The sequence below is a fragment of the Saccharopolyspora endophytica genome (assembly GCF_018070075.1).
Classification (GTDB): Bacteria; Actinomycetota; Actinomycetes; order Mycobacteriales; family Pseudonocardiaceae; genus Saccharopolyspora; species Saccharopolyspora endophytica.
Genome location: NZ_JAGPXE010000008.1, coordinates 228871 through 242535 on the forward strand (window position 1 = coordinate 228871; position 13665 = coordinate 242535).

At 72.3% G+C, this 13665-nt stretch carries 13 protein-coding genes; 6 read left to right on the plus strand and 7 right to left on the minus strand.

All coding sequences use genetic code 11. From position 1 onward, the window contains the following. Positions 1 to 90 precede the first annotated feature (90 nt). Positions 91 to 531, plus strand: a complete 441-nt coding sequence (locus tag KBO27_RS19895; protein WP_210971391.1) for a hypothetical protein — start codon at positions 91 to 93, stop codon at positions 529 to 531. A gap of 105 nt (positions 532 to 636) precedes the next feature. Here the strand turns inward: KBO27_RS19895 and KBO27_RS33820 are convergent, their stop codons facing one another. From KBO27_RS33820 to KBO27_RS19925, 6 genes are read right to left on the minus strand one after another with little or no spacing between them, the layout of a single operon-like run. After that, positions 637 to 1128 (minus strand): DUF397 domain-containing protein, encoded by a 492-nt coding sequence (locus KBO27_RS33820; protein WP_246537599.1) that lies wholly within the window; start codon positions 1126 to 1128, stop codon positions 637 to 639. A 21-nt stretch (positions 1129 to 1149) separates the two neighbouring features. Beyond that, a complete protein-coding gene (locus KBO27_RS19905; protein ID WP_210971392.1) occupies positions 1150 to 1785 on the minus strand; it encodes an aspartate/glutamate racemase family protein in 636 nt (211 codons plus the stop codon). Positions 1786 to 1796: 11 nt separating this feature from the next. After that, positions 1797 to 3146, minus strand: coding sequence for an MmgE/PrpD family protein (locus KBO27_RS19910; protein ID WP_307870500.1), 1350 nt, complete (start codon positions 3144 to 3146; stop codon positions 1797 to 1799). Positions 3147 to 3148: 2 nt separating this feature from the next. Further along, positions 3149 to 4429 carry an MFS transporter gene (locus KBO27_RS19915; RefSeq protein ID WP_210971393.1) on the minus strand — a complete coding sequence of 427 codons (1281 nt, stop codon included), beginning with the start codon at positions 4427 to 4429 and terminating at the stop codon, positions 3149 to 3151. Between the two features lie 60 nt (positions 4430 to 4489). Next, positions 4490 to 5956: a dihydroorotase gene (locus KBO27_RS19920; RefSeq protein WP_210971394.1), complete on the minus strand. Its 1467-nt coding sequence runs from the start codon at positions 5954 to 5956 to the stop codon at positions 4490 to 4492. Then, a complete protein-coding gene (locus tag KBO27_RS19925) occupies positions 5953 to 7347 on the minus strand; it encodes an FAD-dependent oxidoreductase (RefSeq protein WP_210971395.1) in 1395 nt (464 codons plus the stop codon). The genes KBO27_RS19920 and KBO27_RS19925 overlap by 4 nt, the downstream gene beginning before the upstream one ends. Before the next feature lie 192 nt (positions 7348 to 7539). Between KBO27_RS19925 and KBO27_RS34645 the strand changes: the two genes are divergently transcribed. From KBO27_RS34645 to KBO27_RS19950, 5 genes are all read left to right on the plus strand, one after another. Next, the gene (locus KBO27_RS34645) at positions 7540 to 8343 is read left to right on the plus strand and encodes an IclR family transcriptional regulator (protein ID WP_132674988.1); all 804 of its coding nucleotides are present in this window, start codon (positions 7540 to 7542) and stop codon (positions 8341 to 8343) included. After that, positions 8340 to 9536: a CaiB/BaiF CoA transferase family protein gene (locus tag KBO27_RS19935; protein WP_210971396.1), complete on the plus strand. Its 1197-nt coding sequence runs from the start codon at positions 8340 to 8342 to the stop codon at positions 9534 to 9536. Before KBO27_RS34645 ends, KBO27_RS19935 begins: the two co-directional genes overlap by 4 nt. A gap of 127 nt (positions 9537 to 9663) precedes the next feature. After that, positions 9664 to 10542, plus strand: coding sequence for an HpcH/HpaI aldolase/citrate lyase family protein (locus tag KBO27_RS19940; RefSeq protein WP_307870501.1), 879 nt, complete (start codon positions 9664 to 9666; stop codon positions 10540 to 10542). After that, entirely contained in the window at positions 10539 to 11366 is an 828-nt protein-coding gene (locus KBO27_RS19945) for a cyclase family protein (protein WP_307870502.1), read from the plus strand. Before KBO27_RS19940 ends, KBO27_RS19945 begins: the two co-directional genes overlap by 4 nt. Continuing rightward, a complete protein-coding gene (locus tag KBO27_RS19950; RefSeq protein WP_210971397.1) occupies positions 11363 to 12766 on the plus strand; it encodes an MmgE/PrpD family protein in 1404 nt (467 codons plus the stop codon). Before KBO27_RS19945 ends, KBO27_RS19950 begins: the two co-directional genes overlap by 4 nt. Before the next feature lie 164 nt (positions 12767 to 12930). Here KBO27_RS19950 and KBO27_RS19955 read toward each other — a convergent pair whose 3' ends face one another. Continuing rightward, positions 12931 to 13548, minus strand: coding sequence for a mycothiol-dependent nitroreductase Rv2466c family protein (locus tag KBO27_RS19955; protein WP_210971398.1), 618 nt, complete (start codon positions 13546 to 13548; stop codon positions 12931 to 12933). Positions 13549 to 13665 lie beyond the last annotated feature (117 nt).

Here is a 13665-nt window from a genome sequence, read left to right on the forward strand (position 1 = left end):
CTCGGCCTGGTCTACCGGTACCGTGGTCGCAGCCGGCCAGTCGGTGGCAAGCATTCACCTCAAGATCGCGATGGACACAGGAGCACCCCGATGACAGAGCCCGGCGGTCTGGAACCGGAAGCGCAGAAGGAACTGCTGGACGAGTTGGCCGCTGTGGTGGTGGCCAACGCGCCTGAGAAATGGCAGCTCCTCGCCATCGAATATCTCTGCGTCGGCCGCCACGTAGAGGTCCGCGTGGGCGTTACCGATGCGGAAGGAACCGCCATCTCCTGGGAACCACCACAGGAAGTGGACAACCTCTTCTGGCGGCTGCGCGTCGGCATGTACGAAGGGGGGCTCGGCACCTGGTACACCGCTTTCTTCCGGATCACCCCGCCCGATACCTATGAGATCTTCTACAACCGGGACAACGAACCCCCGTGGAACCCGCCGCTCGAAAGCTTCCGCAAGGAGCAGGACATGTTCCCCCGCGATGAAGAGCACATGCCCGACTGGTTCCGCCAGAAACTCAACGCCGCCGGTCAGTCCTGATCCGCATCCAGCCAAAGCGCCGCGCGAGCGCAACCTGGGCGAGGACGCATCTCAGAAGCACGGCAGCCCCGGACCTGCGCGGGTTCGGGGCCACCGTTGTTGTGGTCAGTTGGTGAAGCGGTCGGACTTCACCGCGTTGAGGAAGGTCGACCACTGGGTGGGGTTGGCGGCGCCCTCGCGGTCCTTGGTGTCACGGACAGCGGCGGAGCCTCCGAGGCTGCCGACCTCGACGCAGTTGTCGTTCGGATTGGAGCGCGACGACTTACGCCAGTTCGTGGCTAACGTAGCCATTGCTTGTGGCCCTTCCAGGTTCTTCGCGATGTTGGCCATGAGCGCAATCGATTCGTCTGGCCCGGTAGCCGTGCTCACGAGGGTATCGAGCGCATCCTTGTAGGCCGAGACATCTGTTGCCTCATAGAGGAAGACCGGCGCTCGGTAGTGCTCCAGGTGAACCGTCGGCGCGGCTTTCGCGAACTCGTACAGCACGAACGAACCGTTGTGGGCGAGTGTCCAGGTTTTCACCGATGCTGGGATGACTCTGAACGTGATGTTGGGACGCTCGGCAAGCTTGATGAGGTGCCGCACCTGCTCCAGCATTCCTCGAACTGATGTGGGCGGTCACCCGCCGAGGGCGGCCAGCACTCCGAGACCGGTGCGGATCGGGTCGAGGACCAGCGGGAGGTCGGGGTCCTGGTCGGCGGTCTCGACCGCGGAGCAGCCGTTGACCACCGCGGTGACCCCGGCGTCGCGGGCCGCGATGAGGGCGGGGCGCATCGCGGCGGCCCAGCGGTCCGGTTCGGTGATGTCCTCCACGCCCAGGTCCAGGACGCTGACCTCGTGGAACGAGGAGTCCCAGCCGTAGGCGGTGACGCGGTCGCGGAGTTCGGCCGCGATCGCCTCGTTGCGGGTGATCGCGCCGATCCGGTGCCCGGCGGCGACCGCTGCGCCGATGGTCAGCCGCAGCAGGCCGAGCGCGGGCCTGCCGCCGAGCGTGCCGCCGTCAGCCGGAACCGCGGGGTCGAGCACGCAGTCCGGGAGCACGGCGTCGCAGTCCGGCGCTTCGGACAGGGCCTTCGCGACCAGGGCTTCCGAGCGGCGCACGTCGTCGGCGGTGTTGAGGGCGCGCGGCCCGTCGGGGTGCAGGTCGGTCAGCACGACCTCGATCCCCTCCGGTGAGAGCGCGTCGTACCTGGCCTGGCGGCGGGCCACCTCGGCCGGTCCGACGGTGATCGGGGTGACGGCGTGGACGAGCATGCGGTTCCTCCTCATCGGAAGCGGATCGCCGAACCGAGCGAGCGCAGCAGTTCTCCCGCGTCCGCCGCGCCCGGCAGCTCGGCGACGTGGTCCCGGATGTCTTCGACCGCCTCGGGGGTGCCGAGCAGGTCGCCCAGGACGCGGACCCGGTCGTCGGGGGTGAAGGGCTGGAAATCCGCGTCGCCGACCGGGTTCGGGCGTTCCGCCACGACCCGGCCACGAGCGGAGTCGACGGTGACCCGGACCGGGCGCTCGGCAGGCATCCGGGCGTCCAGGTCGGGCGCCGAGCGCACCACGACACGACGGGCGAGCTCCGCGGTGCCCGGATCGGCCAGCGCTTCCTGCGACAGGTCCGCCGGGACGACGTGCCCTCGGCGCAGCGCGGTCGCGACGACGAACGGCAGCGAGAACATCGCGGCCAGCGGCGTCGGCCACCTCGTGCGGTCCAGCTGCGCACCCAGGGAGTGGATCTCGACCAGGACCTCCGCCGAGTCCTCGTCGACCTGGTCGCGCAGCGACAGCGCCGCGTCGATGGCGGCGTGGGTGAACGAGCACGACGAGTGCTGCTTGAAGTAGCCGCCGACGACCTCCCAGCGCACCCCCAGGCCGTCGTCGAGCGCGGCCGGGTCGAGGACGCCGAGCAGGTCGCCGAGCGAATCCGCCGCGATGCCCGTCAGGTGCCCGGTCCTGGACGCGGCGAGCCGGGCCGCGGCCAAGCCGGACTGGTTGGCCGCGCCGACCCAGGCGTCGCGCACCGGGTTTCCGTCCAGCGCGGCCGAGAACGGGCCGGCGACGGGCAGACCGCTGGCGGCGTCGATCGCCACCGCCGCGTCCTCGGGACGAAGTCCCAGGACACGCGCGCAGCCCGCTCCGGCGCCGGCGACGCCCCAGTTCCCGTGCGGGTGCGTGCCCGGCCGGAGCCGCGTCGCGCGGCCGAACCTGGCGGCGACCTCGTAGGCGGCGAGCAGCGCGCTGCACAGGTCCGCGCCGGTCGTCGTCGCGCGCGAGGCCAGCGCCAGCACCGCGGGGAATCCGTGCGCCGCCGGGTGACCGCCCGCGAGCCGGTGCCCGTCGTCGAGTTCGAGCCGGACCGAGGCGATGGCGTTCAGCCACGCGGCGGCGTCCACCGCCACCGCGCGGCCCGTCCCGAACAGCGGTGCCGTCCCGTCCGGCGCGTCCCACTGCTCGACCAGCGCCCGCTGCGCGGGTTCGCGCGAGCCGAGCGCGGTGACCGCGACCGCGTCGACGAGCACCGTCAGCACCCGTTCCCGGACCTCGGCCGGGACGTCGGACCAGCGCAGCTCGGCCACCCACTCGCCCAGCCGGCCGACCGCGCCCCGGACCGCGTCCTGCCGTCCCACGGTCAAGCGCCCGCGACGGCGGTCGTGGTCTCAGGCACGACCGCGCGTTCGCGCGGCACCAGCAGCATGAGCAGCGCACCGAGCACGGCCAGTCCGGCCATGACGACGAAACCGCTGGTGAAGCTGCCCGTGCTGGACACGATGAAGCCCATCACCGAAGGTGCCACGATCCCGGACGCCGCGAAGGCCGCGTCGGCGAATCCCGCCGCGCTGCCCGGCTGGTCCGGGGCCGCGTCGATGGACGCGACCCACCAGATGCCGCCGGTGACGAACCCGAAGCCCACACCGAGCGAGATCGAGATCAGGGCGACGGTCAGGGTCGGCGCGATCGCCAGCGGCACCAGCGAGCACCCGGCCAGCAGCAGCGCCACGCCCATCACCGCGAACCGGCTGCGGATCTTCGGGCTGCGCCGGTAGACGCGGTCGACCACGACGCCGCCGACCAGCGCGCCGACGATGCCGCACGCCCACGGAGCGATCGAGAACGCACCCGCCTGCTTGACGCTGAGCCCGTACGCGCCGGACAGGAACGACGGCAGCCAGTACATGAATCCCCAGAACATGAAGCCCCACGCGAAGTAGCCGCCCGCGACCACCCACAGGTTCCGGTTCGTCAGCAGCGGACGCCACCGCACCGACGCCCGGCCCGAACCGGCCTCCGCCTCCTGGTCCGAGGCGATCAGCTCCCGCTCGGCGGCGTTGACCCGCGGCGACTCCTCCGGCAGGTCGCGCAGCAGCGCCATCGCCAGGACCGCCCACACCACACCGAGGATCGCCAGCGTCCAGAACATGCCCTGCCAGCCGACGAGGTCCATCAGCCTGGTCAGCAGCGGCCCGGAGATCAGCAGGCTGCCCGAGACCGCGACACCGCCGCACAGGGCCAGGGCGACACCGCGTTCGCGGATCGGCAGCCAGCGGCTGACCGTCCTGGTCGCGGCCGGGAACGCCGGCGACTCACCGACGCCCAGGAGCAGGCGGATCACCAGCAGACCGGCGAACGAACCGGCGACCGGGATCAGCGCCGTGGTCACCGAGAACAGCGCGACCGCCACCAGCAGCACCCGCTGGCAGCCGAAGCGGTCCACCAGCGGACCCGACAGGAACGCCGCGACCATGTAGCCGACGGAGAAGACCGAGCTGATGATCCCGTACTGCGCGGTGGTGATCCCGAAGGCCTCCTCCAGCGGTTCGACCGCGTAGGACACCGCGCTCCGGTCGATGTAGTTGATGATGATGAGGCTGACGATCAGCCCCAGCGTCACGAAGCGGAACCGTGTTCTCATGTTGGTTTCCCTTGGATCGGCACTGCTCTCACGCGGGAGTTGGTGGTCGCGACGCGCACGTCAGCGGCCCGTCGGGCGGTGCAGGTAGCTGCCCCGCGGCTCGCCCAGGACCTCGCCGCCGTCGAAGATCCGCTGTCCCCGCAGGAACGTGGTCTCGACGGTCGAGCCGATCTCCATGCCGCGGAAGGGCGTGTACTCCTGGGTGGATTCCGAGTCCGCCGGGTCCACCACGAAGGAGCGGTCCGGGTTCACCAGCGCGATGTCGGCGTCGAATCCCGGGGCGATGTCGCCCTTGGTGGGCAGGCCGAGGCGCCGGGCGGGGTTGGTCGAGACGAGCTCGGCGACGGTCGACATCGACAGCCCGCGCTTGCGGCCCTCGCCGACGAGACCCGGCAGCAGGTACTCGGTTCCGCCGAAGCCGGACTTCGCCGCGAACACGTCGTCGTGGTCCTCGCCGAACTTCTTCTCCTCGCGGCAGCAGGCGTGATCGGACACGACCCAGCTGACGTCACCGGCGAGCAGGTGCTCCCAGAGCTTCTCGACGTCGGCCCTCGGGCGCAGCGGCGGGTTGACCTTGCCGCCGACGCCGTCGGCCGTGGTCACGTCGGCGAGCAGGTGCCCGATGGTGACCTCGCGCCGGAAGTCCACGTGCGGGAAGGTCTTGGCCATCAGCATCGCGGCCTCCATCGCCTTGGCCGACGACAGGTGCAGCAGGTTGATGGTCGGCAGGCCCGTCTCGTGCGCGAGGTAGGAGGCGATGGTCACCGCCAGGCCCTCCGAGTGCGGCGGGCGCGAGGCGCTGTAGGCCTCCAGCCCGGACAGCTCGCCCTCCTCCTCGACCAGCCGCGTGTAGGCGGTCATGATCTCGGCGGTCTCGCAGTGCAGGGACAGCGAGATCTGGTCGGCGATGTCCGGGTTCGCCTCGCGCGCGGCCTGGATGCCGCGCATGACGAACTCGAAGTGGGCGATGTCGTAGCGCTCGCCCTCGGGGATCATCAGGAAGTCGCTCTGGTCGGTGGAGCGGCCGTGCAGCCCGTGGCTCCCGTAGAACATGAAGATCTTGAACGAGGTCACGCCGTGGTCGCGGACCAGCGCGGGGATCTCGTCGATGTGCGAGGCCTGCATGGGCGCGAGGTGGAAGGCGTAGTCCACGTAGGACCGTCCCTCGGCGGCGGCGAGCACCTCGGGGAACACCTCCGAGTACGGGCCGCCGCGGTTGAGGTAGTACTGCCCGGTGCGCATGTAGGTCAGCGAGGTCGTCACCCCGCCCTGCGCGCACGCGCGGCTCTCGGTGGCCGTGTCGTCGGACAGCGGGTTGTAGATGCCCCAGTGCTGGTGGGCGTCGACGACGCCGGGGAACGCGAGCCGTCCGCGCCCCTCGTGCACCTCGGTGCCCTCCGGAACGGCCAGCCCGGGGCCGACCTCGGAGACGACGCCGCCGGTGACCGCGATGTCGGCGGCGACGGGCTCCCCGCCGCCGGGACGGACGACGCGCACGTCGCGGATGATCAGGTCGGGCTGGGTCATCTGGCACCTTCCGGAGTGAGGGATCGAGTGGTGGAGGCCGAGCGGGCGAGGTGCCCGGCGGCGAGGTAGGCGAGGCCCAGCGCGGGCAGCAGGCCGTTGCCGGCCAGGTAGCCGGCCGCGCCGTGGCCGGAGATGCCGGCGGCGGCACCGCCGGCGGCGTAGAGACCGGGGATCGGCTCCCCGGCGGTGTCGAGGACGCGCGCGTGCTCGTCGACGAGCACACCGCCCTGGGTGTGGAACAGGGCCGGGATGATCTCCACGGCTCGCAGCGGCGCGCGCAGCGGTGTGGCGGTGGTGCGGCCGAACCGGTCGGCCCGCTCCCCCGCCGCGACCTCGGCCAGCGCGTCGAGCTCGGATGCCAGCGGCTCCGCCGGGACCCCGATCAGCTCCGCCAGCTCGGGCACCGAGTCCGCGCTGCGCACCGCGCCCGCCGCCAGGACGTCCTGGTAGTCGCCGAAGGCCCGGCACAACCCGTCGATGCGCTCGTCGAACACCAGCCATCCGCGCCCACCCGGGCGGGCCGCGAGCGCGGCGGCGTACTCGGAGTACCCGGTGGTCTCGTCGCCGAAGCGCCGTCCGCCGGTGTCGACGACGGCACCGCCGTGCATCACGGCGGTCCAGGTCACGAGGGTCTGCGCGGACGCCGAGAGGGCGGCGTGGCCCTGGTAGGCGTCCAGGAATCCGGTGGCCGCGCCGAGCTCGCCGCCGATCCGCAGCGCGTCGCCGCGCGAGTGCTCGCCGCCGTGGTAGTGCGCACCGGCGATCTCGGGCAGGTGCGTCGCGACGAGCGCGGCGTCGGCGCCGTAGCCGTTGGTGGCCAGCAGCACCGCGCGGGTGCTGATCTCCTCGCGCCCGCCGTCCGGGGTTTCGACGACGGCGATCCTGCCGCCGTCACCTCCCGCCTCGACGGCGGTCAGCCGGGCGGGAACCATCAGGTCGATCCGCTCGCTGCGGTCGACGGCCTCCAGCAGGTGGCGCAGCAGGGACGAGCCGTGCCTGCCGGGCAGGCTGTGCACCCTGCGCGCGGAGTGCCCGGGGTAGGCGAAGTCGGTGGGCAGCTCGATCGGCATCCCGACGTGGTCGGCGAGCCATTCGACGAGTTCGGCGCCGACGTGGGCCAGCGCCGAGGCGATCCGCACGTCGGCGATCCCGCCGGTCTTGCGCTCGACGTCGGCGACGAAGAGCTCCGGCGAGTCGTCGATCCCCGCCGCGGCCTGGAAGCGCGAACCGGGCCCGGGAATCATCGCGGTGGACATCGACGTGTTGTTGCCGCGGCGGAAGTTCGGGTCGGAGTCCACCACGAGCACGTCGAGACCGAGCTCGGCGGCCCGGATCGCGGCGGTCAGCCCGCCACCGGCACCCGCGACCACCAGGTCCACGTCGAACGTCATCGTTCCTCCTCATCCCAGCCGGGCAAACCGTTTCGCTAAGCGGAACACCGTGCCCGACCGTTCGGTGAGGTCGATAACACCAGGTGGCCTGGATAAGTGCAATACTTGCGATGTAAATTCCTTGACACTCGCAACAGCGACCCACACTCTTGTTCCGTCTAGCGGTACGAGAATCAGCACGAGGAGGATCGCGTGTCGGAGTCGAGCGGCGGGACCGGCGCCACCGAGCGGGTGGCGGACGTCCTGCTGTTGTTCACCTACGGACCGCCCACCCTCGGCGTGAGCCGGGTGTCCCGGGAGCTGGGCCTGTCCAAGGCGGTCGTACACCGCATCCTGCAGTCCCTGACCAGCCGGAACCTCATCGCCTACGACCCGGAGAGCCGCGAGTACCGGCTCGGGCCCGCGGCGGCGGCGCTGGGCAGCCGGGCGCTGCGCGACTCCGACCTGCGGGCGGCGGCCCTGCCGTTCCTGGCCGAGCTGCGCGACCGCCTGCACGAGACCGTCACGATCAGCGCGAAGGTGCACGGGGGCCGCGTCTACCTCGACCAGGTCGTGGGCAACCACGAGATCACCATGTCGGTGGAGCTCGGCAGGCGGTTCCCGCTGCACGCGGGCTCGTCCGGCAAGTGCATGCTCGCCCACTCCGACCCCGACGAGGTCGACCGGCTGCTGGCCGGCGAGCTCACCGCGCTCACCCCCGCCACCCCGACCGACCCGGACGCGCTGCGGGCCGAGCTCGACCGGATCCGCGAGCGCGGCTACGCGGCCTCCGCCGGTGAGCGCCAGGGCGACGCCGGCTCCGTCGCCGTGCCCGTGTTCGGGCCCGGCGGGCTGGTCGGCGCGGTCTCGGTGTGCGGACCGCGGTTCCGGGTCACCGAGGAGTTCGTCGCCGCCACCGCACCCGAACTGATCGAGACCGCCGACCGGATCACCGCTCGGCTCGGCGGCACCGCACCCGCGCGCGCCGTCCCCACTCCCACCGGAGGGACCCCATGACCCACGACCACCCGGCTGCGCTGGAAGGCCTGAAGGTCCTCGACGCCTCCACCCTGTTCGCGGGCCCGCTGGCCGCCACCCTGCTGGGCGACCACGGCGCGGACGTCATCAAGATCGAGCACCCGCGCGGCGACCCCGCCCGCACCCACGGAGCGCAGAAGGACGGCGTCGGGCTCTGGTGGAAGATGCTGGCCCGCAACAAGCGGGCGATCACGCTGGTGCTGTCCACCCCGCGCGGGCGGGAGCTGTTCCTCGACCTCGCCGCCGACGCCGACGTGGTGATCGAGAACTTCCGGCCCGGAACGCTGGAGCGCTGGGGTCTCGGCTGGGAGGAGCTGTCCGCCCGCAACCCACGGCTGGTGCTGGCGCGGGTGACCGGGTTCGGCCAGACCGGGCCGTACTCGAGCCGCCCCGGGTTCGGGACGCTCGCCGAGGCGATGAGCGGGTTCGCCGCCATGACCGGTGATCCCGACGGTCCGCCCACCCTGCCGCCGTTCGGGCTCGCCGACGGCGTCGCCGCGTTGACCACGGCGTTCGGCATCATGACCGCGCTGCGCGCCCGGGAGACCACCGGCCGCGGGCAGGTCCTCGACACCGCGATCATCGAACCGCTGCTGCACCTGCTCGGACCGGGGCTGATCGCCTACGACCAGCTCGGCATCCTGCAGCCGCGCACCGGCAACCGCTCCACCAACAACGCCCCGCGCAACACCTACCAGTGCGCCGACGGCCAGTGGGTGGCCGTGTCCACCAGCGCCCACTCCATCGCCGAGCGCGTGATGCGGCTGGTCGGGGCGCCCGAGCTGATCGACGAACCGTGGTTCGCCAGCGGCGCGAGCCGGGCCGAGCACGTCGAAGAGCTCGACGCGGCCGTCGGCTCCTGGATCGCCGCCCGCGACCGGGACGAGGTCGTCGAGGCCTTCGAGAAGGCCGAAGCCGCGGTGGCGCCGATCTACACGGCCGCCGACGTGCTCGCCGACCCGCACTTCAACGCCCTGGGCAGCATCGTGACGATCGACGACGACGAGCTGGGCCCGGTCCGCTTCCAGAACACCCCGTTCCGGCTGTCGGAGACCCCCGGATCGGTCCGCACCACGGGCCCGAAGCTCGGCGCGCACACCGCCGAGATCCTGGGCCGGCTCGGCGTCGACGCCGACGAACTGGAACAACTGCGGGCGCAGGGGGTCCTGTGACGCCCCTCGTGCCCTGGTCAACCGCACCTCAGGGGACCGTGATGCAACCCGGCCACAAGACACCGCGACACGCGAGTTCGCCTCCGGACGCGACCACCACTGAAGATCGCGGAGAGGCGGGCTGCCCGTGACCACCATCGGACTGGCCCGCAGCTGGCTCTACGTCCCCGGGCACCGCGCGGACCTCGTCGCCAAGGCGCTCGCGGGTCCGGCCGACGCGGTCGTCGTGGACCTGGAGGACTCGGTGCCGCCCGCGCACAAGCAGCGGGCGAGGGAGACGGCCGTGGAGACCTGCGGTTCCCGGCCCGAGGAGGTCTGGGTCCGCGTCAACGGCGCGGGCACCGACTGGTCCGACGACGACGCCTCGGCGCTGACCGGCAGCGGCGCCGCGGGTCTGCGGGTCCCCAAGGCCGAGGACCCCGCGGCCGTCGCAGCGCTGGCCGAGCGGACCGGTCTCCCGCTGCACCTGCTCATCGAGAGCGCCAGGGGCCTGCGCGAGGCGTTCGACCTCGCCGAATGCCACCCGCTGATCGCCGGTGTCTCCCCCGGCGAGACCGATCTGGCCGCCGACCTGCGGATCCGCGACCGCCGCGAGCTGTCGTGGGCCCGCGCCCGCATCGTCGCCGCGAACCGCGCGGCCGGGCTGCCCAGCCCGATCGCCAGCGTCTGGACCGACCTGTCCGACCGCACCGGGCTCGCCGAGGACAGCACCGCGATGCGCGACGCGGGGTTCTTCGGCCGCTCGGTGATCCACCCGGGGCAGATCGACCCGGTGCACCACGCCTTCACCCCGGACCGCGACGAGGTCGAGCAGGCCCGCGCTCTGCTCGACGCCCTCGACGTCGCGGGCGACTCCGCGGCGTGGGTCGACGACCGCGGTCACTTCGTCGACCCGGCCGTCGTCGCCGGTGCCCGCTGGGTGACCGAACTCGCCGACGCGCTCGACCACTCCCCGCACGATCACGACGAACCGGCCGGTGCGCGGCCGGGAAGGAGCAACTCGTGACCACCACCTCCGCAGGCCCCGACCTGCTCGACGCCGTCCGCGCCGGGACGCGGGTGATCGAGCTCGGACATCCGCTCTACACCGGGATGGCGGGTTCGCCGAACCACCCCGGCTTCCGGATGACGCTGGAGCGCCGGCACGGCGACGCGGTCCGCCCGGACGGCGGGTCGGCGTCCAACGAGGTCATCGTCACCGGCGGGCACACCGGCACCCACGTCGACGCGCTGGCCCACGTCAGCCACGACGGGCTGCTGCACGGCGGGGTCGACGCCGCCGAGGCCCAGCGCGGCGGCAAGCACACCGTGCACGGCGCGGAGACCATCCCGCCGATGGTCACCCGGGGCGTGTTCCTCGACGTCGCCGCCGCGCGCGGGGTGGACGTGCTCGAACCCGGGTACGGCGTGACCGCCGACGACCTGGCGCGGGCCGCGGAGCGAGCCGGAGCCGAGCCCGGCCCCGGCGACATCGCCGTGGTGCGCACCGGCTGGGGCCGCCTGTTCGGCGACCCGCAGGCCTACGTCGGCAAGGAGACCGGCGTTCCCGGCATGACCGTGGACGGCGCGCACTGGCTGGCCGAGCGCCGGATCGTCGCGACCGGCTCGGACACCACCGCCTACGAGCAGATCCCGGCAGGCGCCGGGCACCGGGTGCTCCCGGTGCACCGCGTGCTGCTGGTCGACCACGGCATCCACATCGTCGAGCACATGGCCTGCGAGGACGCCTCCGAGGCCGGTCTCGGCGAGTTCCTGGCCGTGTTCGCGCCGCTGCGGATCGTCGGCGCCACCGGAGCTCCGGTCCGCCCGCTGGCGGTGGTCCCGGCATGAGCACCCCCGCGCAGCGGATCGGCGAGGTCGGCGCGAAGTTGATCGCCGACGGCGTCGACGACCGGCTGGCCGACGACCTGGTCCGGCGGATCGTGGACGTCGTCGGCAACTCCCTGGCAGCCACCCGCGAAGAACCGGCTCGCATCGCGGGCGCGGTCGCCACCGAGTGGGGCGGCGCGCCGCAGGCGACCGGAATCGGCCTGGCGCAACGACTTCCAGCACCGTCGGCGGCACTGGTCAACGGCACGCTGGCGCACAGCCTGGACTTCGACGACACGCACCTGCCGTCGGTCCTGCACCCGTCGGCGGCCGTCGTCCCGGCGGCGCTGGCGACCGCCGAGCGCACCGGCGCGGGTGGGAAGGCGCTGCTGGCCGCGGCGGCGATGGGCATCGAGGTGACCTGCCGGCTGGGCATGGCGGGTTACGACGAGGAGCTGGGCAACTCGGTGTTCTTCGAGCACGGCCAGCACGCGACCGCGATCTGCGGCGCCGTGGGCGCGGCCGTCGCCTCGGGGATGCTGCAGGGGCTCGACGCCGACCAGCTGACCTCGGTCATCGGCATCGCTGCGAGCATGGGCGCCGGGGTCATCGAGGCCAACCGGACCGGCGGCACGATCAAGCGGGTGCACTGCGGCTGGGCCGCGCACGCGGGCGTGTCGGCCGCAGACCTCGCGAGGCACGGCCTCACCGGGCCGCCGACGGTCATCGAGGGTCGCTTCGGCTTCCTGCGCGCGTTCTGCGGTGAGCGGACGCACCCGGAGCGGGTCACCGACGGTCTCGGCGAGCAGTGGGAGACGCCCGGGGTGTTCTTCAAGCCCTACCCGTGCAACCACTTCACGCACGCGGGCGTGGACGCGGCGCTGCGGCTGCGAGAGCGCGGGGTGACCGCCGACCAGGTCCGCGAGCTGGTGCTCGGGGTTCCGGCCCCGGTGCTGCGCACGATCGCCGAGCCCGCCGAGGAGAAGCGGCGGCCCCGTTCCGGGTACCACGCGGCGTTCTCCGGTCCCTACACCGTGGCGGCGGCGCTGATCGGTGGCGGCGGGCTGGGGGTGTTCCACGAGGACTTCACCGACGCCGCCGCGGCCGATCCCGCGCGGCTGGACCTCGCCGGGCGGGTGCGGGTCGTCGCCGACGAGGAGGCGACGGCCGGGTTCCCGCGCCAGTTCCCGGCGGTGCTCACCGCCGAGCTCGCCGACGGCACCACGGTGACCGAGCGCGTCCGGGAGAACCGGGGCGGCCCGCAGCGACCGCTGTCGGCCGACGAGCTCGCCGCCAAGTTCACCGGCAACGCCGAACGGGTGGTGGGAGCGGACCGAGCCGCCGAGATCGTCGCGTCGCTGTGGGACCTGCGCGACGACCGCCCGGTCGCCGAGGTCATGTCCGGCTTGCAGCGGACCTGAGCCGACCCCGGGGGGCCGAAGCCGTCTTGCGGACGGCTTCGGCCTCTGTGGACGGTCGTGAACTGTGATGACCGGGAAAAACTGCCCGCAACGCATCGCCGCAGGTCAGAGCACCCTTCCGGGAAAATACCGGGAATGATCGGAATTTTCCCGAAAGTGGTGGATCAGTAGTCGAACTGCGGGCTTTCGGTGCGGCTGCGCTTGAGCTCGAAGAAGTACGGGTAGCTGGCCATCGCGACCGCGCCGTCGAAGATCTTCGCGGCCTCCTCGCCCTGGGGGACGCGGGTGATCACCGGACCGAAGAAGGCGACGCCGTCGACGTGCAGGGTGGGTGTGCCCACCTCGTCGCCGACAGGGTCCATGCCCGCGTGGTGGCTGGCGCGCAGCTCCTCGTCGTACTCGGTGCTGGTGGCGGCCTCGGCGAGCTCGGCGGGCAGGCCGACCTCGGCCAGGGCGCCCTCGATGGCCTCGGTGAAGTCCTTGATCCCCTGGTCGTGGATGCGGGTGCCCAGGGCCGTGTACAGCGGCGCGAGGACCTCGTCGCCGTGGTGCTTGGCCGCGGCGATGCACACGCGCACCGGCCCCCAGCCGCGCTCCATCAGATCGAGGTACTCCTCGGGCAGGTCACGCCCCTCGTTGAGCACCGACAGGCTCATGACCCGGAAGTTCAGGACGATGTCGCGAACCTTGTCGACCTCCAGGATCCAGCGCGAGGAAACCCAGGCGAACGGGCACAGCGGGTCGAAGTAGAAGTCCACCCGTGGGCGGGCAGCGGCGGTCATCCGTGCCTCCATCAGTCGAAATCGTCCAGGTGCCTGCGCGAGCACCACGTCTAGGAGTAGTAACCCCCGTGCGGCCGTTTGTCTTCCCGATCAGACCGACACGCCGATGATCGCGGA